Annotated in this window: 16 protein-coding genes; 13 read left to right on the top strand and 3 right to left on the bottom strand. The window is 70.6% G+C overall.

Going from position 1 to position 19712, the window contains the following annotated elements; genetic code table 11:
- Nucleotides 1-7 precede the first annotated feature (7 nt).
- The gene (gene dacB, locus BKA15_RS21655; RefSeq protein WP_179754270.1) at nucleotides 8-1405 is read right to left on the bottom strand and encodes a D-alanyl-D-alanine carboxypeptidase/D-alanyl-D-alanine endopeptidase; all 1398 of its coding nucleotides are present in this window, start codon (nucleotides 1403-1405) and stop codon (nucleotides 8-10) included.
- Nucleotides 1406-1499: 94 nt separating this feature from the next.
- Here dacB and BKA15_RS21650 point away from each other — a divergent pair, with 94 nt between their 5' ends.
- The 3 genes from BKA15_RS21650 (at nucleotide 1500) to BKA15_RS21640 (ending at nucleotide 4462) form a co-directional block, all read left to right on the top strand.
- Nucleotides 1500-2018, top strand: coding sequence for an inorganic diphosphatase (locus tag BKA15_RS21650; RefSeq protein WP_179754268.1), 519 nt, complete (start codon nucleotides 1500-1502; stop codon nucleotides 2016-2018).
- Between the two features lie 156 nt (nucleotides 2019-2174).
- On the top strand, nucleotides 2175-3455 hold the full coding sequence (locus BKA15_RS21645) for an ATP-binding protein (protein WP_179754266.1): 1281 nt from the start codon (nucleotides 2175-2177) through the stop codon (nucleotides 3453-3455).
- Nucleotides 3452-4462 carry a TRM11 family SAM-dependent methyltransferase gene (locus tag BKA15_RS21640; RefSeq protein ID WP_179754264.1) on the top strand — a complete coding sequence of 337 codons (1011 nt, stop codon included), beginning with the start codon at nucleotides 3452-3454 and terminating at the stop codon, nucleotides 4460-4462. Before BKA15_RS21645 ends, BKA15_RS21640 begins: the two co-directional genes overlap by 4 nt.
- A 16-nt stretch (nucleotides 4463-4478) precedes the next feature.
- On the opposite strand, the gene BKA15_RS21635 is transcribed toward BKA15_RS21640, so the two are convergent.
- On the bottom strand, nucleotides 4479-5489 hold the full coding sequence (locus BKA15_RS21635) for an acetylxylan esterase (RefSeq protein WP_179754262.1): 1011 nt from the start codon (nucleotides 5487-5489) through the stop codon (nucleotides 4479-4481).
- 872 nt (nucleotides 5490-6361) lie between these two features.
- Here BKA15_RS21635 and BKA15_RS21630 point away from each other — a divergent pair.
- From BKA15_RS21630 to BKA15_RS21585, 10 genes are read left to right on the top strand one after another with little or no spacing between them, the layout of a single operon-like run.
- A complete protein-coding gene (locus tag BKA15_RS21630) occupies nucleotides 6362-6976 on the top strand; it encodes an acyltransferase (RefSeq protein ID WP_179754253.1) in 615 nt (204 codons plus the stop codon).
- Nucleotides 6977-8266, top strand: a complete 1290-nt coding sequence (locus BKA15_RS21625; protein ID WP_179754251.1) for an MFS transporter — start codon at nucleotides 6977-6979, stop codon at nucleotides 8264-8266.
- Entirely contained in the window at nucleotides 8263-9285 is a 1023-nt protein-coding gene (locus tag BKA15_RS21620; protein ID WP_179754249.1) for a TolB family protein, read from the top strand. The genes BKA15_RS21625 and BKA15_RS21620 overlap by 4 nt, the downstream gene beginning before the upstream one ends.
- Nucleotides 9282-10658, top strand: coding sequence for a glycosyltransferase family 4 protein (locus tag BKA15_RS21615; protein WP_179754247.1), 1377 nt, complete (start codon nucleotides 9282-9284; stop codon nucleotides 10656-10658). Before BKA15_RS21620 ends, BKA15_RS21615 begins: the two co-directional genes overlap by 4 nt.
- Nucleotides 10655-12004 (top strand): UDP-glucose dehydrogenase family protein, encoded by a 1350-nt coding sequence (locus BKA15_RS21610; protein ID WP_218871512.1) that lies wholly within the window; start codon nucleotides 10655-10657, stop codon nucleotides 12002-12004. Before BKA15_RS21615 ends, BKA15_RS21610 begins: the two co-directional genes overlap by 4 nt.
- A complete protein-coding gene (locus tag BKA15_RS21605) occupies nucleotides 12001-13581 on the top strand; it encodes an acyl-CoA ligase (AMP-forming), exosortase A system-associated (RefSeq protein WP_179754244.1) in 1581 nt (526 codons plus the stop codon). Before BKA15_RS21610 ends, BKA15_RS21605 begins: the two co-directional genes overlap by 4 nt.
- The gene (locus BKA15_RS21600; RefSeq protein WP_179754242.1) at nucleotides 13578-14819 is read left to right on the top strand and encodes a pyridoxal-dependent decarboxylase, exosortase A system-associated; all 1242 of its coding nucleotides are present in this window, start codon (nucleotides 13578-13580) and stop codon (nucleotides 14817-14819) included. The genes BKA15_RS21605 and BKA15_RS21600 overlap by 4 nt, the downstream gene beginning before the upstream one ends.
- A gap of 9 nt (nucleotides 14820-14828) precedes the next feature.
- Nucleotides 14829-15098 (top strand): acyl carrier protein, encoded by a 270-nt coding sequence (locus BKA15_RS21595; protein WP_218871511.1) that lies wholly within the window; start codon nucleotides 14829-14831, stop codon nucleotides 15096-15098.
- 15 nt (nucleotides 15099-15113) lie between these two features.
- Nucleotides 15114-16106 carry a right-handed parallel beta-helix repeat-containing protein gene (locus BKA15_RS21590; RefSeq protein WP_179754240.1) on the top strand — a complete coding sequence of 331 codons (993 nt, stop codon included), beginning with the start codon at nucleotides 15114-15116 and terminating at the stop codon, nucleotides 16104-16106.
- Nucleotides 16107-16134: 28 nt separating this feature from the next.
- Entirely contained in the window at nucleotides 16135-17931 is a 1797-nt protein-coding gene (locus BKA15_RS21585) for a hemophore-related protein (protein ID WP_179754238.1), read from the top strand.
- Here the strand turns inward: BKA15_RS21585 and BKA15_RS21580 are convergent.
- Nucleotides 17915-19549, bottom strand: a complete 1635-nt coding sequence (locus tag BKA15_RS21580) for a DUF4082 domain-containing protein (RefSeq protein ID WP_179754236.1) — start codon at nucleotides 19547-19549, stop codon at nucleotides 17915-17917. The genes BKA15_RS21585 and BKA15_RS21580 overlap by 17 nt on opposite strands.
- Between the last annotated feature and the right edge of the window lie 163 nt (nucleotides 19550-19712).

Here is a 19712-nt window from a genome sequence, read left to right as displayed (position 1 = left end):
CACGATGCTATGCGCAACCGCAGCGCGCCAGGGCGGTCGAGGCCTTGGCCACCCATTCCCGGGCCAGCCACGGATCCTTCGGCTCGTTGATCACGAAGGCGTACGCCAGCAGGGCGCCGTCCTCGGTGCGCACGATGCCGGCCAGCGAGGAGACCCCGGTCAGGGTCCCGGTCTTGCCGCGCACGACGCCGATCCCGTCCTCCGCCGCCGGGTCGGTGAACCGGCTCCGCAACGTACCCTCGGCACCGGCGACCGGCAGCCCGGTCAGCACCGCCCGGAGTTCCGGATGATCATCGGAGGCGGCGGCCCGGAGCACGGCCACCAGTACCTCGGCCGGCACCCGGTTCTGCCGGGACAGCCCGCTGCCGTCGTACACCTCGGACTCCTTGTCCCAGGCCTTCAGCTCGGTGAGGCTCTCCTCGAGCTGCTGCTGCGCCTCGTCGATCGACCCGGGCCGGTCCGCCGCGACGGCGAGGTGCCGGAACAGCACCTCGGCGCCGTCGTTGTCGCTGGTCAGCAGCACCTGCTCGACGATCCGTTCCAGCGGCATCGACGACACCGAGGCCAGCGGCTTGGCCTTCGCCGCCGCCTTCTGCTCGGTGATCTTGGTGACGGAGATCTTCTGCTGCTTCAACGCCTTGGCGAACGCCGCGGCGGCCGCCTTGGCGGGATCGGTGTCCCGCGGCGCGCCCTGGTGCCGTCCCTCGTTGACCCACAGCGCCGAGGTCGGCGTGACCTGGTCGCGGTAGTTGCCGGGCCAGGTCGCGTTCCAGGCCCGGCCGGTGAACAGGCTCTCGTCGTAGCCGAGCCTGATCGTGGTCTGCCCGCTCTTGCGGAGCTGGCGGGCGGTCTGCGCGGCCAGGACGTCGAGCGAGCCGCGGGCCGGATAGCTGTCCGGGACCGTTGTGTCGGTCAGGTACGGGTCGCCGCCGCCGACCAGGATCACCTGGCCCTTCGCGCCGGCCACCACCTTCGTGCTGAACTCGTGGTCCGGGCCGAGCGCGGCCAGTGCCGCCGCTGAGGTGAGCAGCTTCACCGTCGAGGCGGGCAGCACCGGATCGTCGCCGTTGCGGTCGTACAACGTCTTGCCGGTGAACACCTCCTCGACCACGGCCCCGAGCTCGGCCTTGGGCGAGCCGACCCGCTCGATCGCGCGCTTCACCCGGTCCGGATCCGGGACCGGACCCTTGCCGACCGGCTTCAGGACGGGTGCCGGTGCGGCGGCCGGCTCGGCCGCAACGGTCGGGGTCGGCGTCGGCGGCGCGGTGCTGGCGGGCGGCGGCGTCTGGTCGGTGGCCGAGACCTGCGGGAACGGGCTGCACGCGGAGCCGAGCCCGAGCAGCGCCAAGCCGATCCCGAAGCCGGCGATCGCCGGTCGTCGGCGGCGCCGATCCGTCCGCGACACCCGCATTCGTTCCTCCCGTGGGCCCCCCGCCGGCCTTGGAAGGCGGCTGCGATCAGCCACTATGCTCGGCGTGCCCGGGCCATCCTAATCGGGCGTGCGTGGAGGAGGAGCAGTGAGCGACCGGCTAACGTTCGATGTGACCGTCGAGATCCCGAAGGGACAGAAGAACAAGTACGAAGTCGATCACCAGACCGGCCGGATCCGACTGGACCGGACCCTGTTCACCTCGACCGCCTATCCGGCCGACTACGGCTTCATCGAGGGCACCCTGGGCCAGGACGGCGACCCGCTGGACGCGCTGGTGCTGCTGCCCGAGCCGACGTTCCCCGGCTGCCTGATCGAGTGTCGGGCGGTCGCGATGTTCCGGATGAAGGACGAGGCCGGCGGCGACGACAAGGTGCTGTGCGTGCCGGCCGGCGACGCGCGCAACGACGCGATCTCCGACATTGCGGACATCTCCGACTACCTGCTGCTCGAGGTGGAGCACTTCTTCACCGTCTACAAGGACCTGGAGCCCGGCAAGTCCGTCGAGGGCGCCACCTGGACCGGCGTCGAGGAGGCCGAGAAGGAGGTCCGAGCCTCCTTCGAGCGGGCCAAGGAGCAGCACTTCTGACTCGACGGGTCGGAAGCCGGGAGCTCGGCAGATCGGAAGTGAAAGCCTCGGCAGATCTAAGGTTTCGGGATCGGCAGATCTATGATTCGCGAGTCGGCAGATCTAAAGTGATAGATTCGGCAGATCTCACCCGACAGTCCGCCAGATGGGTGGCCCGTGAGCCAGAACGACAACCGAGGTCTCGTCACCCGCTTCGCCTCCGCGCAACTGCAGGAGTTCACCGAGGCATTCCGTGTCGTCATCGTCAACGGTCCTCGCCAGGCGGGCAAGACCACGCTCCTGCACGAGCACCAGCGGCACCGCGGCGGAGAATACCGAACCCTCGATCTGCCTGCCGTCCGCCGCGTGGCAGAGACCGACCCGGCCACGTTCGCCCAGCCTTCGGAAACGCCACTCATCATCGATGAGGTCCAGCTCGGCGGCGACCGACTGGTTCGGACGATCAAGCAGATCGTCGACTCGAATCGGCAGCCTGGACAGTTCATCCTCTCGGGATCGACCCGGTTCCTCACCACACCGGGGATTTCAGAGTCCCTGGCGGGCCGCGCGGTATTCATCGACCTCTGGCCACTGAGCATGGCCGAGCGGTCGGCGGGGCAGGTGCCGCACCTGATTCAACGCGCACTGGCTGAACCGAGGTCGCTCATCGGACATCACTCGCGGTGGACCAGGGACGCATACCTCGAGGCCATCTGCACCGGCGGATACCCTGAGGCGATTCGGCTTCGCTCGGACCGCCTGCGCGGCAGTTGGTACTCCTCCTACGTTCAGACGATCATTTCCCGGGACATCGACGCCTTCGCCTCGATCCGGGACGTTCGCCTACTGGAGCGGCTGCTGGGCCTGATTGCCGCACGATCAGCAGGCCTTCTGGTCTACAGCGACCTGGCCAGGGAGCTGGACGTTTCGATCCCGACCGCTCAGACCTACCTGGCCCATCTCGACACGGTCTTTCTCACCGCAACTGTTCCGGCGTGGTCGACCAATGCCACGTCCCGACTCACGAAATCGCCGAAGGTGTTCCTGACCGACACCGGCCTGTTGGCGCAGCAGTTGGGTGCGACGCCGGTTTCCCTGCGGAGGCCCGGCGCCCCGGCTCTCGGCGGATTGGTCGAGTCCTTCGTCCTGACCGAGTTGCTCAAGTCGGATGCGGTCGCGGAGGACGTGAGGCTCAGCCACTTCCGAGATCGGGACGGGCGAGAGATCGACTTCATCTGTGAGGGAAGGGACGGACGGATTGTCGCGATCGAGGTCAAAGCCTCGTTGTCACCCCGAGCCGACGCCGACCGACACCTTCGATGGCTGCGCGGCAAACTCGGGGATCGGTTCGCGGCTGGCATCGTGTTCTACCTGGGAGAGCAGGGCTTCTCCATGGGGGATGACATCTACCTGCTTCCGATCTCATCGCTCTGGAACCACGGGATGGTGCGAACGTGACCGAGTACGTGATCTTGCTGGCCCCGTCGGCCAATCGGGTGTACGCCGACCAGGCGGCCCGGCTGGTCGGCGCCGAGCTGGCGATCCTGTTGCACCAGGACGCCGCGCTGGACCGGGTCACCCTGGCCGGCGTCGAGTATCTGGCGGTCCGGGTGGCCGACCCGGCCGAGCTGGCACCGCTGGGCTTCGGCTCGGCGACGCTGGCGCTGTATCGCAAGGACGATGATCATCTGCTGCCGGTCCGGCTGGACCGGCCGGACGAGTTCGACGACGACCTGGTCACGATCCCGAAGTACTCCGGCAAGACCAACGAGCAGTTCACCCGGTTGTTGATCAACGTCACGCTGGCCGCCCGGCCGGCGGCGCGGGCGGACCGGCCGCGGCGCCCGTCGATCCTCGATCCGCTGTGCGGGCGCGGCACCACGCTGAGCACCGGGCTGACGCTCGGCTACGACGTGAACGGCGTCGAGCTGGACCCGGCCGCCTTCGAGGCGTACGCGGCGTTCCTGCGCACCTACCTGCGGCGGAAGCGGATCAAGCACACGCTGACGGTCAACCCGGTCCGCCGGGACGGCCGGCACCTGGGCAGCCGGCTGGAGGCGACGATCGCGCCGCGGCCGGACCGGCAGTTCAAGATCACCGTGTTCACCGGCGACACCCGGCAGTCGGCCGCGCTCTACGGCCAGCGCCGGTTCGACGCGGTGATCACCGACGCGCCGTACGGGGTCGCCCACGGCAGCCACGGTGCCGGCCGCAAGGCGAGCGGACGGGACCGGTCGGCGGCGAACCTGCTGGCCGAGGCGGTGCCGGTCTGGGCCGAGCAGCTGCGCCCCGGCGGCGCGCTCGGGGTCGCCTGGAACACGTACGGGCTGAGCCGGACCGACTTCGCCTCGATCGCCACCCGGGCCGGGTTGATCATGGTCGACGGCGGGCCGTACGCCGAACTCGGCCACCGCGTCGACTCCTCGATCAACCGCGACATCCTGGTCGCGATCAAGCCCCAGTAATCACCCTTCGACAGGCTCAGGGCGCGCGGAACAGCTCGCCGAACCAGTCGAGTTGGGCCGCCGTCTGGTAGATCCCGCCGCCCTCGTGCTCGTTGTGCGAGTAGACGTTGATCGACTTCGTGACGTCCGCGTCGCCGCCGTAGAAGTTGTACGCGGCGTAGACGGTGGACGGCGGGCAGACCGGGTCCATCAGTCCGACCGAGAACAGCGTCGCGGCCCGGGCCCGCCTGCCGAGGTTGACCCCGTCGAAGTAGCTCAGCGTCCGGTAGGCCACGTCGACCCGGTCCCGCCAGCCGGCCAGGTAGTTGGTGATCTCCCCGTACGGGTTCCGGCCGGTGATCTGCAGCGCGCGCTGGAAATGGCACAGGAACGGGACGTCCGGCGCCGCGCCGAGCAGCTCGATGCCGGCCGCGGGGGCCAGCCCGGCCGCGGCGATGGTGATGCCGCCACCCTGGCTGCCGCCGGTGACGATGATCTTGGACGGGTCGGTGGTCGCGTGCCCGCGGACCGCGTCGAGCAGCCGCACCGCGTCCAGGTAGACCCGGCGGTAGTAGTAGTGCTTCGGGTCCTCCAGGCCGGAGGTCATGAAGCCCGGCACGTGGTTGATCCCGGCCTCCGGCGCCAGGTCGGGCGTCTCGGAGTTGCCGCCCGAGGACCAGCCCTGGCCCCGGGTGTCCATCACCCAGTGCGCCCAGCCGGCCTGCGCCCACTGGGTGAACGAGTGCGGGAAGCCGCGGCCGCCGGAGTAGCCGTGGTACTGCACCACGGTCGGCAGCGGGCCGGTCGCGCCGACCGGCAGGTGCAGCCAGGCCTTGACCGGAGTCCCCCCGAAACCCGGGAACGTCACGTCGTAGGTGTCGATCACGGCCAGCTTGTTGTCGATCCTGGTCACCTCGACTCCGGCGGCGGAGCCGGCGGCCCGAGCCTCCTCGATGGATGCGGACCAGAAATCGTCGAAGTCCTCTGGTTCGGACACCTGCGGCCGGTAGTCGCGCAACTCGTCCAGGGACAGATCGAACATCGCCATGGACGGTCATCCTAAACGGGCCGGCCGGCCGCATCGGGTGCGGCCCCGGGCTCGGTTGTTTCCATTCACCGTAATTCCCGAGAAGGTAAAGTGGCCTTACTGACCGGCTATGGAATTCCGGAATTGTCGACGAGGTTCCACGATTGCTCCGATTCCGGTGAATTGTTTCCCTACGTCTAGCGCTTTCCCGAACGGAGGGTATCCTGAGAGTATCCCCAGCCAGGTTGTTCGCAGAGTCGCGAACTGTCGACCGGGGTGCCCTGAGGGAGATCCTCAACGAATCGGGGGAATTTTGCAGCCGAGCTCACAGCGTTTCGGCACCATCTGAACGTTTGCACTGACCGGCTTCGGGGCAGCCGGCAGAGGCAGCAAGCTTCGACGGATTCACGGACCGCGTACGGCGGTCGACGACCATCGCCGGGCATCGAGATCAGCCCCCATCGGTGCCCCGAGCGTCGTCGTCCTCGGGCCTCGACTGCAGCGAGGCCGGCCGTCGTACGCCCTCGAGACCCGCCACCAGACAGGGATTCCGGGTCTTTCGGCCCTGGTCGGGCAGGGCCGAAGCCATCCGTCACAAGCGCGTCGCCACGAATTCACCGGTTCTGCTGGCGGAGCCCCGAAACAGGGGTTACGCTCCAGCTACCTTGAGTCACGGGGGGAGAAATTCGCTCGAGGGGATTGTAGGCGTTCTGCGTCGCGTACCACGCCGCCTACCTATCCTCGGCCAAACCCACGGAGTCTTGGTTATCGACGTGCGCCGTCACGGGGGGTGACGGGCGGTTCTGGGAAAGCCGGGGGCACATGGGGATCGTCAGGAACCTATTTTTGCGTGCGCGAATCAGGGCGCACGAGTTCTACCGGGGCGGCGTCTGATGGCTGCCGTTTCGACGAGGCCGGACAATGTCGCCGGCTCGGCGGCCTACGTCCATCCGAGTGGTCTGTGTGACAGCGACGAGGTGGGCGCCGGGACCCGGGTCTGGGCCTTCGCACACGTCATGGCCGGGGCCCGGGTCGGCCGGGACTGCAACATCGGCGGCGGCGCGTTCGTCGAGCAGGGTGCCGTGATCGGCGACCGGGTCACCGTGAAGAACCAGGTGATGATCTTCGACGGCGTCACCGTCGAGGACGACGTCTTCCTCGGCCCGGGAACGATCTTCACCAACGACCTGCGGCCGCGGGCCCGGATCCGGCGGGACTGGCCGGAGCTGCGGCCGACCCTGGTCCGGACCGGAGCGACCCTCGGCGCTGGCGTGATCGTGGTCTGCGGCATCACCGTGGGCCGCAACGCGTTCGCCGCCGCGGGCGCCGTGCTGACCCGGGACGTCGATGATCATGCGCTGCTGGCCGGCAACCCGGCCCGGCGGATCGGCTGGGTCTGCGGCTGCGGCGAGCGGCTCGATCCGACCCTGGTCTGCCCGGCCTGCGGGACCCGGCACGCGCAGACCGGCGCCGGGCTCGCCGTCGCGGCCGAACCGCGGGTGAGCTAGATGTACGTCACGCTGCGCGAGAACCGGGACCGGCGCACCGCCGCGCCGCCCGCCGAGGTGCCGCGCCGGATCCCGGCGACGGTGCTCGGGCTCGGCATCGTCAGCCTGCTCACCGACATCTCGTCCGAATCGGTGACCGCCGTGCTGCCGCTCTACCTCACCGTGGTGCTCGGCTTCGGCCCGCTGGCGTACGGGTTCGTGGACGGGATCAACCAGGCGGTGTCGGCACTGGTCCGACTGGCCGGCGGCTGGTGGGCGGACACCACCCGGCGGCCCAAACGGATCGCCGTCCTCGGCTACGGCGGCTCGGCGCTGTCTCGGGTCGGTTTCCTGCTGGTGCAGGGGTTCTGGCCGCTCACCGCCATGATCACCCTGGACCGGCTGGGCAAGGGCCTGCGCACCGGCCCGCGGGACGCCATGATCGCCGCCGCCTCCGATCCGCGGGCCCTCGGCCGGAACTTCGGCGTGCACCGGGCCCTGGACACGACCGGTGCCTTGATCGGCCCGCTGCTCGCGTTCGCGATCCTCTTCGCCGTCCCGTACGGCCTCGGCGGCTACCGTTCCGTGTTCGCCGTGTCGGCGGCCTTCGCCGTGATCGGCGTCGCCGTGCTGCTGCTGGCCGTGCCGGCCACCCGGTTCCGCCCGGCCACCGCCCCCGCCCTCACACCCGCCCCCGCCGAGCCTGCCGTTGATCATCGTCCGGCCGGGCGGAGCCGGCGGCTGCCGGTGCCGGGCACGCTGCTGGTCGCCGCCGGCCTGCTCGGCCTGGTCACGATCGGCGACGGGTTCCTCTATCTCGCGCTGTCCGAGGCCGGCTCGGTGCCGCCGCAGTTGTTCCCGCTGCTGTTCGTCGGGACCAGCGTGACCTACCTCGCGCTGGCGGTCCCGTTCGGTCGGCTGGCCGACCGGTTCGGCCGCTGGAAGCTCTTCCTGGCGGGCCATCTGGTGCTGCTCGTCGGTTACCTGACCACCGCGGCCGGTCCGGCCGGGCTGCCCGCCGTGATCGCGGTGGTCGGCCTGCTCGGGGTCTATTACGCGGCCACCGACGGAGTGCTCAGCGCGCTCGCTGCGCAGCTGTCGCCGGAGTCCCGGCGGGCCAGCGGCATCTCCGCCGCCCAGACCGTCGTCGCGGTGTCGCGGTTCGGCAGCGCGGTCGGCTTCGGCCTGCTCTGGCAGCTGACCGACCAGCAGCTCGCGCTGTTCGTCGTCGCCGGCGCGCTCCTGCTCATGGTGCCGGTGGCCGGGCGGCTGCTGGCCACGTCGGTCCGGCGCGGGAGCGTGACGGCATGATCACGACCGGAGCCCGGATCGGTGCCTTGATCGGGATCAGTGTGCTGCTGCTCGGAGCGGCCGGCATCTACCTGGTCCGCAACAGCCTCGGCGCGCCCGTGCCGAGCCGAGCCGGGCCGGCGGGCACCGATCCCGCCGGCCTGCTCGGCGCGCCGCACATCGTGTTCCGCTCCGCCGCCCTCGGCACCGACTACGGCCGGCTCGCCGTGGTCGCGGTCACCGACCCGGGCGGACCAAGGGCCGTGCTGGACGTCGACTGCGAACGGGTCTACGTCACGGCCACGGCCGGCACCTGCGTCGCCGCCCGCCGCGGCATCCCGCCCCGCTACGCACTGGTCCGGCTCGATGATCAACTCCGGCCGGTCGCGGAGCAGGAGCTGGCCGGCCTGCCCAGCCGGGCCCGGATGTCCCGCGACGGCACCCTGGCCGCCACCACCACGTTCGTCACCGGCCATTCCTACGCCGGGTCGTCGTTCTCCACCGAGACCGTGATCTGGCGGGGGGCGCAGCGGATCGGCAATCTGGAGGAGTTCCGGACGACCGTCGACGGACGCCCGCTGACCGCTATCAACCGCAACTTCTGGGGCGTCACGTTCGCCGACGACGGCGACACGTTCTACGCGACCGCGGCCGTCGGCGGCCAGACCTGGCTGGTCCGCGGCTCGCTCTCGGAGCGGACGCTGACCGGGCTCCGCCAGAACGTCGAGTGCCCGTCGCTGTCGCCCGACGGCCGCGCGATCGCGTACAAGAAGCGGCTGTCCTCGACCGGCACCCCGGTCTGGCGGATCGCCGTTCTTGATCTTGCCTCCGGCACCGAGACCATGATCGCCGACGAACGGTCGGTCGATGATCAGGTCGAGTGGCTGGACGACGACCACCTGTTGTACGCGATCTCGCGGCCGGGCGACGAGGCCACGGTCACCGACGTCTGGGTCACCCCGGCCGACGGCAGCGGCATGCCGCGGATCGCCATCCCCGAAGCCGGATCACCGGCTGTGGTACGAGGAGGAACTCGATGACGACCCCGACCCGCACGGACTCGCCGGCCCGCCCGGCCGAGCCCCCGGACGCCCCCGGCCAGCACATCTTGATCATCGTGCAGAACCTGCCGGTCCCGCTGGATCGCCGGGTCTGGCTCGAGTGCCAGGCCCTGGTGGCCGCCGGCTACCGGGTCAGCGTGATCTGCCCGAAGGGTCCCGACGACCCGCCCGAGCAGTGGCTGGACGGGGTGCACCTGTACAAGTACCGGCCGGCGCCGGAGGCCCGCGGCCTGGCCGGTTTCCTGCTGGAGTTCAGCTACAGCTGGCTGCGCACGGCCTGGCTGTCCCGGACCGTCTGGCGGCGGCACCGGTTCACCGCGATCCAGGCGTGCAACCCGCCGGACACGTACTGGCTGCTGGCCTGGTTGTGGCGCCATCGGGGCGTCCGGTTCGTGTTCGACCAGCACGATCTCAATCCCGAGCTCTTCCTGTCCCGCTTCGGGGTTCCGCGATCGGCCCGGGAACGGGCCGAGCTGGCCGGACTCCGTTGGCTGGAACGGATGACGTACAAGATCGCCGACCGGGTGATCGCGACCAACGAGTCGTATCGCAGGATCGCGATCGACCGCGGCCGCCGGCAGTCGTCCGACGTCACGGTGGTCCGCAGCGGACCGGACACCCGGGTGATGCGCCCGGTCTATCCGACCGGCCGCCGCCGGACCCGGTTCAACCTGGTCTACCTCGGCATCATGGGGCCGCAGGACGGCACCGAGTTGATCATCGACGTGATGGACGACCTGGTCCACCGGCGCGGCCGGCAGGACATCCACGCCACTCTGCTCGGCTTCGGCGACTGCCTGGCCGCCCTGCGCCGGCGCACCACCGAGCTGGGGCTGGACGACTATGTGACATTCACCGGCCGGGCCGACCGGTCCATGATCGCCGAGCATCTCAGCGCCGCCGACGTCGGCCTCAGCCCCGACCTCAAGACGCCCCTGAACGACGTCTCGACGATGAACAAGACGATGGAGTACATGGCGTACGCACTCCCGTCGGTCGCCTTCGACCTGGTCGAGACCCGGGTCTCCGGCGGCGAATCGGTGCGCTACGTCGAGTCCGGCGACGGCAAGGCCTTCGCCGACCAGATCCTCGTCCTGCTGGACGATCCGGAGCTCCGCGCCGACCTCGGGGTACGGGCCCGGCGGCGGGTCTCGGCCGCGCTGGACTGGCGGCCGCAGTCGCTCGCGTACGTCGGCGTCTACGACCGGCTGTTCGGCGTCAGCCGGCCGGCCGACGAGGTCCGGGACGAGATCCATCCAGCCCCCTCCTTCGACGAACTGGGCCGGCGTTACGTCGATCTGACCGACGAGACGGAGCTGCGTCGCTTCGTCCGGGAACGGACCGCACCATGATCAACTTCGACGGAGCCGACGACGATCTGGTCCTGTCCGTGATCGGCTGCGGCTACCTGGGTGCCGTGCACGCGGCCTCGATGGTGGCGCTCGGCCACACCGTGGTCGGCATCGACGTCGACCGGGCCAAGATCACCGGGCTCGGCCGGGCCCGGCCGCCGCTGTACGAGCCGCGGCTGGCCGAGTTGCTGTCCGACGGCCTCGGCTCCGGCCGGCTGCGCTTCACCACCGACCCGGCTGCGGCGCACGGCGCGACCGTGCACTTCCTCTGCGTCGGGACGCCGCAGCAGCCGGGCGGCGCGGCGGCCGACCTGCGTCATCTGGACGCTGCGGTCACCGCCCTGCTGCCGTACCTGAAGCCGGGCGATCTCGTGGTGGGCAAGTCGACCGTGCCGGTCGGCACCGCGGCCCGGTTGCGGGCCCGGATCCGGTCGGTCGAGCCGGCCGCCGAACTGGCCTGGAATCCCGAGTTCCTCCGCGAGGGCCATGCGGTGGCCGACACCCTGGCGCCGGACCGGATCGTCTACGGCGTGCCCGGCGGCCCGGCCGGAATCGCCGCCGCGGACCTGCTGAACCGGATCTACGCCAAGGCCGTCGCCGACGGCACGCCGGTGATCAGCACCGACTACGCGACCGCCGAACTGACCAAGGCCGCGGCCAACGCGTTCCTGGCGACCAAGATCAGCTTCATCAACGCGATGGCCGACCTCTGCGACGCGACCGGCGGCGACGTGGTGCGGCTGGCCGACGCGCTCGGCCACGACCGGCGGATCGGCCGCCAGTTCCTCGGCGCCGGTCTCGGGTTCGGCGGCGGCTGCCTGCCCAAGGACATCCGGGCCTTCCTGGCCCGCGCCGAGGAGCTGGGCGCCGGAGCCTCGCTGGCGTTCCTGCGCGAGGTCGACGCGATCAACCTGCACCGCCGGGCCAGGCTGGTCGAGCTCGCCCTGGCGGCCTGCGGCGGGGCGCCGGCGGGCAAGCGGATCGCGGTGCTCGGGGCGGCGTTCAAGCCGGGCAGCGACGACATCCGCGACTCGCCCGCCCTGGAGGTCGCGGAACGGCTGGCGTCGGTCGGCGCGGACGTGGTGATCACCGACCCGCGAGCGTTGGACCGGGTGGTCGAAACCAGACCGCACCTCGCGGTGGCCTGCACCCTCGACGAGGCGATCGGCGGCGCGGAGTTGATCTTGCTGCTGACCGAATGGCCGGAGTACGTCGAGTTGGACCCGGTCGCCTTGCGCGAGGTCGTCGACCGGGCCGTGATCATCGACGGCCGCAACGCACTCGACCCGGCCCGCTGGCGAGCCGCCGGTTGGAGCTACCGCGCGCTCGGCCGGGGTGGATCATGATCACCGGGCTGCCGCTGACCCGGCTGCACCACCTGGTCGAGCACACCGCCGCCGCGCTGCCGGACCGGCCGGCGCTGACGTACGGCGAGGAGACGCAGGCCTACGCCGAGCTGTGGCGGCGGATCGCCGCGGCCGGCGACCTGCTGACCCGGCTCGGCCTGCAGCCCGGCGACCGGGTGGCGGTGTTCGCCGAGAAGCGGCTCGAGACGGTGACGGCGATCTTCGGCTGTTCGGTGGCCGGCGGCGTCTTCGTACCCGTCAATCCGGTGCTCCGCCCGGCCCAGGTCGGGCACATCCTGACCGACTGCGAGGCCCGCTTCCTGATCACCACCGCCGAGCGGCTCGGCACCCTGTGGCCGACGCTCACCTCGTCAACGGTGGAGCACGTGATCGTCATCGGCGCCTCGGCGGCCGAGCCGGCCGAGACCGGCGGGCCGCAGCGGCACGACTGGGCCGCGTCCATGATCACGGATCCGCCGGCCGGACCGACCGGCCACGGTGTCGATCTTGATCCGGCGGCGATCCTCTATACGTCCGGCAGCACCGGCCGGCCGAAGGGGGTGGTGCTGAGCCACCGCAACCTGATCGCCGGCGCGGAGAGCGTCGCCGGCTATCTCGGAAATGATCACCACGACGTGATCCTGGCCGTGCTGCCACTCGGCTTCGACGCCGGCTTCAGCCAGCTGACCACGGCGTTCCGGTCCGGGGCCCGGGTGGTGCTGCTGAACTACCTGCTGCCCCGAGACGTGCCGCGGCTCTGCGAACGGCACGGCGTCACCGGGCTGACCTGCGTGCCGCCGCTCTGGCTGCAGTTGGCCGGGCTCGACTGGCCGGACGCCGCCCGGCAGCGGCTGCGCTACTTCGCCAACACCGGCGGCCGGCTGCCGCGCAGCACGCTGGCGCGGTTGCGCGAGTTGTTCCCGGCGGCGCACCCCTATCTCATGTACGGACTGACGGAGGCCTTCCGCTCCACGTACCTCGATCCGGCTCAGGTGGATCTCCGCCCGGATTCGATCGGGAAGGCCATTCCGAACGCGGAGATCCTCGTGGTCCGTCCGGACGGGTCCCGTTGCGGTCCCGGCGAAGAGGGTGAGCTGGTGCATCGGGGGAGCCTGGTCGCCCTCGGGTACTGGAACGATCCCGTCCGGACGAGTGAACGGTTCCGCCCGGTCCCGGGCCCGACGGCGAGCTGGCGGCAGCCGGAACTCGCGGTCTGGTCCGGGGACCGGGTGGTCGCCGACGCCGACGGCTATCTCTACTTCGTCGGGCGGACCGACGAAATGATCAAGACCTCCGGCTACCGGGTCAGTCCGACCGAGGTCGAGGAGGCCGCGTACGCCACCGGGATGGTCCGGGACGCGGTCGCGCTCGGCGTGCCGGACGACCGGCTCGGTCAACGGATCGTGTTGCTGGCCACGGAGAACGGCCACCCGCTGACGACCTCGGCGCTGCTCGCCGAACTGCGCCGGGAGCTGCCGCACTTCCAGGTGCCGTCCGAGGTGATCGTCCGGGCCGAGCTGCCGCGCTCGGCGAACGGCAAGTACGACCGGGCCCTGCTGCGGACGGAACTCGGATGACCGCGAGTGAGTTGATCATCGGGTCCGGACCGGCCGACTTCGGTACGGTTGCCGGTGAGCTCGCGATCGGCGGGATCGGCCTGTCCCGGCTGGCCGCCCGGATCGGCAGCACGCCGTTCTTCGCCTACGACCGCTCCTTGATCACCGAACGGGTGCAGCTGTTGCGGCAGACGCTGCCGCCGGCGATCCGGCTGCACTACGCGGTCAAGGCGAACCCGATGCCGGCCGTGGTGCAGCACCTGGCCGGGCTGGTCGACGGCCTCGACGTCGCCTCCGCCGGCGAGCTGGCGGTGGCCCTGGACACCGGGATCCGGCCGGACCGGATCGGCTTCGCCGGGCCGGGCAAGGCACCGGCCGAGATCGGGCGGGCGGTGGCCGCCGGGATCACCCTCGAGTTGGAGTCCGAGACTGAGGCGCGCCGGGTCGCCGAGGCCGGGGTCCGGCTGGGCATCCGGCCGCGGGTCGCGATCCGGGTCAATCCCGACTTCGCCGTCCGCGGCTCGGGCATGCGGATGGGCGGCGGCCCGCAACAGTTCGGCGTCGACGCGGAACGGGTGCCGGACCTGCTCCGGCTGATCACCGCCCTCGACCTCGACCTGATCGGCTTCCACGTGTTCGCCGGTTCGCAGAACCTCAACGCCGACATCCTCGGTGAGGCGCAGCGACGTACGGTCGAGTTGATCATCGCCCTGGCCGAGCTCAGCAGCACGCCGGTCCGCTATCTCAATCTGGGCGGGGGTTTCGGGATTCCGTACAGCGAACGGGACCGGCCGCTCGACCTCACTCGAGTCGCCGCGAACCTCGCGGAGTTGATCGACGGGCCGATCGCCAACCGGCTGCCGGAGGCCCGCCCGGTGCTCGAACTGGGCCGCTACCTGGTCGGCGAGAGCGGCGTGTACGTGACCCGGGTGCTGGACCGCAAGCTGTCCCGCGGCGAGCAGTTCCTGGTCGTCGACGGCGGGATGCACCACCAGCTGGCCGCCTCCGGCAACCTGGGCCAGGTGATTCGGCGGAACTACCCGGTCGCGGTCGGGAACAAGATCACCGAGCCGCCGGCCGAGGTGAGCACGGTCGTCGGCCGGCTCTGCACCCCGCTCGACCTGCTGGCCGACAAGGTCGTGCTACCGACCACGGCGGTCGACGACCTGATCGTGATCTTCCAGGCCGGCGCGTACGGCCTGACCGCGAGCCCGACCGCGTTCCTGGGCCACCCGGCCCCGGCCGAAGCCCTGATCTGAAAGGACACCATGACCATCACGTCGACCACCCTGCCCCGGGTCCAGGCGATCATCGCCGAGACGCTCGGCCTGCCCGACGGCGGGCGTGCGCTCACCCCGGGCACCCCGCTCTACGGCGCCTTGCCGGAACTCGACTCGCTCGCCGTCCTCGACCTGTTGGCCGGACTGGAATCCGAGTTCGGTTTCATGATCGATGATCATGAATTCGGCAGTGACTTGTTCGCCTCGGTAGGAACCCTGGTCGCGTTCGTGGACGGCAAGCTCGCCGATGCTGCTTGAAGCCGGGCGCCGTCCATGATCGAGAAAGGCCCGGCCAGGCGCAGACTCGCCGTCGCGGGGATCGTGGCGGCGCTGCTGGCGTCCGCGGGAATCGGCTACGGCGTGGGCCGGCTGCAGTCCGCGATGTCGAGCGCCTTCGAGACGCCCAGCCCCGCGGACAGGTCACCTGCACCCACGGCGACGCCGACCCAGCCGACCGAACCGTCGACCGGTGCCGGCGGGCCTCCGGACGGGCTGCCGAACGAGGACACCACCGGTGTGCCGGCGGGAACGAAGCTCACGGCCTATACGGGACCGGAGACGATCACCGAGAACGGGACGGTGATCGACGGCAAGACCGTCGACGGCGCCTTGATCATCAGAGCCGCGAACGTCACCGTACGCAACTCGATCATCAACGGTTCGATCACCACCGACGAGGATTCGACCGGCTTCTCGTTCACGATCGTCGACTCCGAAGTGCGGATCGGCAACAACGAAGGCACCGGGATCGGTGCCGTCAATTTCACGGTGTTGCGGGTCGAGGTGACCGGCGGGAACCGTTCGATGAACTGCTGGAAGAACTGCGACATCCGCGATTCCTATGTCCACGGCCAGTTCCGGGACGAGACCGGTGTCGCCCACGAGTCCGGTATCCGGATGGGCGCCGGCGGCAAGATCATCGGCAACACGATCATCTGTGACGCCCCCGACGTCCCGCCCGACGCCGGCTGCTCGGCCAGCCTCACCGGGTACGGAGACTTCGCCGCCGTCCGCGACATGGAGATCCGCGGCAACCTGATCGGCGCCACCACCGGCGGCTTCTGCGCCTACGGCGGCAGCTCGGGCGGCAAACCGTTCTCCGACGGCGCCCGGGACATCCGGTTCATCGACAACATCTTCGAACGCGGCCCGGGCGGAAAGTGCGGCTTCTGGGGCGCGATCACCGACTTCGACTCGAACGCTCCCGGCAACATCTGGGAGGGCAACCGCTGGGACGACGGAACCCCCCTCCCACCCGACAACTGACGACCATGATCATCCGGACGGCGGCACCATGAAGGCTCTTCTCGCAGTGACGCTCAGCTCCGACCCCGGCGGGCCGGCGATCGACGAGCGGTCCTTGGCCCAGGCGGTCGGCTGCCTGAACGATTCCCTGCCGGCCGAACCGACGCTCCGGCGTACCGACGACGGCTGGATTGCCTTCGCCGGAACGGATCCCGGCGACCTGACCGACCCGGCCGGCGGGTTCACGGTGCGGCTCGGCCGGGCCGCGCGTACCCGGACTCGTGATGTCGCCACGACCGAACTGCCCGCGATGATCGCCAACGGCGCCGCCCTGACGGACCTACTGCCGCCGTTCGCCGCGGCCCACCGCCCGGCGCCCGGCGCGCCGATCATGATCGCCGGTGACTGGCTGGGCTTCCATCAGCTCTATTGGTGGCGCGGGCCGGGCGTGTCCGCCGTGTCCACCAGCGCCCGCGCCCTGTCGATCCTGGCCGGCGGCGCGCTCGACCCGGCCGGCCTCGGAGCGCAGGCGCTGATCGGCTGGCAGATCGGCGACGCCACCCTGTTCGCCGGCGTACACACGTTCGGCCCGGCGACGATCGCGACGCTGCACCGGGGCGGGCTGGACCTGCGCCGGTACGCCGAGCCGCCGGCCCGACCCGCAACCGCGCCGCAACTCGACGAGGCCGTCGAGGCGATGGCCGCCATCCTGGTCCAGTGGCAGACGGCTTACCTCGATGATCATCCGGACGCCATGCTGCAGCTCACGGGTGGCCACGACTCGCGGATCCTGCTGGCGGCGATCCCGGAGCAGCGTCGGGCCGGGATCCGTGCCCTGACCCTCGGCAACCCGGACAGTCCGGACGTCATGATCGCCGCCCAGCTGGTCGAAAGGTTCGGGATGGCGCACCAGGTGTACCGACTCGACGAACAGCGTCGGCCCACGCCCGCCGAGACCCACGCCCTGGCGCTGGCCGCGGCCCGGGAGCTGGAGTGCGCGGCGAGCCCACTGGCCCTGGCGCCGCTGCTGCTCGCCGAATCCCATCTGGAGCAGGGCCATCGGCTCGGCGGGCTGGGCGGCGAGGTCGCCCGCGGCTTCTACTACGCCGGCCAGCCGGCCCACGCCACCACCTCGCCGCACCTGGTCGATCGGCTGGCTCGCTGGCGACTCTTCAGCAACGAGGCCGTCGAGGCCGACGCCTTCGAGCCGGCCTTCCTCGACCACGCTCGCGCGACCACGCTCGGCACGCTGCACGGGCTCTTCGGGCCCGGCGACTGGCTTCGGTCCACCGACGACTTCTACCTGATGCAGCGGATGCACCGCTGGGCCGGCGTACACGGCACCGTCGCCGCGATCCGGCGGCACTACATCAACCCGATGTTCGACCGGACCTTCGTCGAACTGGCGCTCGCGGTCGCCCCCGGAGACAAGCGCGACTCGATGCTGCTCGGCCGGTTGATGCGGCGGCTCGACCCGGAACTGGCCCGGGTCCCGCTCGACTCCGGTCTGGTGCCGGCCCGGCTCGGCACCCGCTCGGTGTTCACCCGGCTGTCGACCGGCACGGTGACCGCGCGCAAGATGGTACGTAAGGTGCACCAGCGCGTGACCCGGGGCCGGCGGGCCCAACTCGGTGCGGCCGATGCCGCCGCGCTGGTGCTGGAACACTGGCGGGCCGAGCCCGCAGCCTGCGAAGCGCTCTACGGCGTTCCGCTGCTGCGGGCCGGCTGGCTGGACCGGGTGCTCTCCGGGAGCACGCCGGCCCAGCCAACCACCGTGGCCTTCCTGATCAACCTGCTGGCGGCCACGGACCGAACCGCCAGGGCGCCGGTCAGTTCGACGGCTTGACCGGTGTTCCGTCGTCCCAGACGTTGCCCTGCCAGACGTTGCCCGGAGCACCCGAGTCGAAGTCGGTGATCGGGCCCCAGAAGCCGCACTGGCCGGTCTTGCCGCGCTGGAAGGTGTTGTCGATGAACCGGATGTCCCGGGCGCCGTCGGAGTACGGTTTGCCGCCGGAGCTGCCGCCGTAGGCGCAGAAGCCGCCGGTGGTGGCGCCGATCAGGTTGCCGCGGATCTCCATGTCCTGGACGGCGGCGAAGTCTCCGTACCCGGTGAGGCTGGCCGAGCAGCCGGCGTCGGGCGGGACGTCGGGGGCGTCACAGATGATCGTGTTGCCGATGATCTTGCCGCCGGCGCCCATCCGGATGCCCGATTCGTGGGCGACACCGGTCTCGTCCCGGAACTGGCCGTGGACATAGGAATCGCGGATGTCGCAGTTCTTCCAGCAGTTCATCGAACGGTTCCCGCCGGTCACCTCGACCCGCAACACCGTGAAATTGACGGCACCGATCCCGGTCCCCTCCCGGTCCCCGACCCTGACTTCGGAGTCGACGATCGTGAACGAATAGCCGGTGGAGTTCTCGTCGGTGGCGATCGTGCCGTTGATCACCGAGTTGCGTACGGTGACGTTCGCGGCCCGGATGATCAAGGAACCGTTGACGGTCTTGCCGTCGATCACCGTACCGTCCTGCGTGATCGTCTTCGGGCCGGTGTAGGGCTGCAGGTTCGTCCCGGCCGGCACGCCGGTGTTGCCCGCGTTCGGAAACTCCCCGTCGTCGACCGGCGGCTCGGACGGCGCCGGCGTCGGAGTGGGGGTGGGCTTCGGCGTCGGAGCGGGTTCCGGAGTCGGTGTCGGCGTCGGTGTCGGCTTCGGTGACGGAGCCGGGTTCGGCGGCGTCGGCTTCGCGGCGCGGATCAGCGGCTGCACGCCGGACTCGGTCCGGTCGGAGCCGACCGTGCGCCAGTCGCCGCGAAGGCGCAGCACGGCGGCCGCGTTCTCGAGCTTGCCGGTGTCCAGCCGACCATGATCGAACAGCGCCATGACGGCGCTCCGTTCCGCGTCGGTACGGAAGCCGGCGCGGATCGTGGCCAGGAAGGTCTGGCCGGCCCGGACCTTGACGGCCCGGTCGAATTTCGCGTACTGCCAGCCGGACCCGGCGCCGCGGAACTCGACCCGGGCCAGCGGCTTGCCGGACTGGTCGCGGAGGGTGCCGTGCCTGGTCGCGCTCTCCTCGCCGCGGAGGTAGCGCAACCCGACGATCGAGCCGTCGGCCGACACGGTGAACCGGAGTCCGAGATCGAGGTGAGCGAGGCGGCGGCCCGAGCGGTCCCGGTCGGAATGCGACCACTCGGAACGGTCCTGGCCGGCACTCGGCCGTTCGGTCCGCCTGTGGTCCGGCGCCGGCTGGTCGGACTGGTTCCGGTCCGTGTTGCCGGGCAGTCGGTACGGCGGGCGTTCACCCGAGGCGGCATCCGCGACAGCGGGTTCGGCGGCCCGGTCGGCCGGAACGGCCGCGACGGTGCTGGTGATGACGAGACCCGTACTGGCGCCGAACAGAGCGGCGATCGCCAGCAGGGATCGGACGGAGCGACGTTTCCTGACGAAGCGTGCAGATCGAATCTGCATGAGGCCTTCCCCTTCTCGACAGCATGCAGCATCGCCCGGGCGACCCCGGGATCGACACTGAAACTGTCAGTTGTGAAGCCCCCACAACTGCATCTACGAGCCCCGGCGCCGAACGGCTCGTACGCTCAGCACCGGAATATAACGGCACGATAACGGTCCGCGG

Origin of the sequence: Microlunatus parietis (assembly GCF_013407955.1) — a bacterium.
Taxonomy (GTDB): domain Bacteria; phylum Actinomycetota; class Actinomycetes; order Propionibacteriales; family Propionibacteriaceae; genus Microlunatus; species Microlunatus parietis.
Note: the sequence above shows the minus strand (reverse complement) of the source record. Positions and strands in the feature narration are given on the sequence as shown.

Bases quoted from the DNA above. Each gene is read 5' to 3' on its own strand.
- BKA15_RS21635 (WP_179754262.1), bottom strand. From the start codon at position 5,489: ATGGCGATGTTCGATCTGTCCCTGGACGAGTTGCGCGACTACCGGCCG.
- BKA15_RS21630 (WP_179754253.1), top strand. From the start codon at position 6,362: ATGGCTGCCGTTTCGACGAGGCCGGACAATGTCGCCGGCTCGGCGGCC.
- BKA15_RS21625 (WP_179754251.1), top strand. From the start codon at position 6,977: ATGTACGTCACGCTGCGCGAGAACCGGGACCGGCGCACCGCCGCGCCG.
- BKA15_RS21620 (WP_179754249.1), top strand. From the start codon at position 8,263: ATGATCACGACCGGAGCCCGGATCGGTGCCTTGATCGGGATCAGTGTG.
- BKA15_RS21615 (WP_179754247.1), top strand. From the start codon at position 9,282: ATGACGACCCCGACCCGCACGGACTCGCCGGCCCGCCCGGCCGAGCCC.
- BKA15_RS21610 (WP_218871512.1), top strand. From the start codon at position 10,655: ATGATCAACTTCGACGGAGCCGACGACGATCTGGTCCTGTCCGTGATC.
- BKA15_RS21605 (WP_179754244.1), top strand. From the start codon at position 12,001: ATGATCACCGGGCTGCCGCTGACCCGGCTGCACCACCTGGTCGAGCAC.
- BKA15_RS21600 (WP_179754242.1), top strand. From the start codon at position 13,578: ATGACCGCGAGTGAGTTGATCATCGGGTCCGGACCGGCCGACTTCGGT.
- BKA15_RS21595 (WP_218871511.1), top strand. From the start codon at position 14,829: ATGACCATCACGTCGACCACCCTGCCCCGGGTCCAGGCGATCATCGCC.
- BKA15_RS21590 (WP_179754240.1), top strand. From the start codon at position 15,114: ATGATCGAGAAAGGCCCGGCCAGGCGCAGACTCGCCGTCGCGGGGATC.
- BKA15_RS21585 (WP_179754238.1), top strand. From the start codon at position 16,135: ATGAAGGCTCTTCTCGCAGTGACGCTCAGCTCCGACCCCGGCGGGCCG.
- BKA15_RS21580 (WP_179754236.1), bottom strand. From the start codon at position 19,549: ATGCAGATTCGATCTGCACGCTTCGTCAGGAAACGTCGCTCCGTCCGA.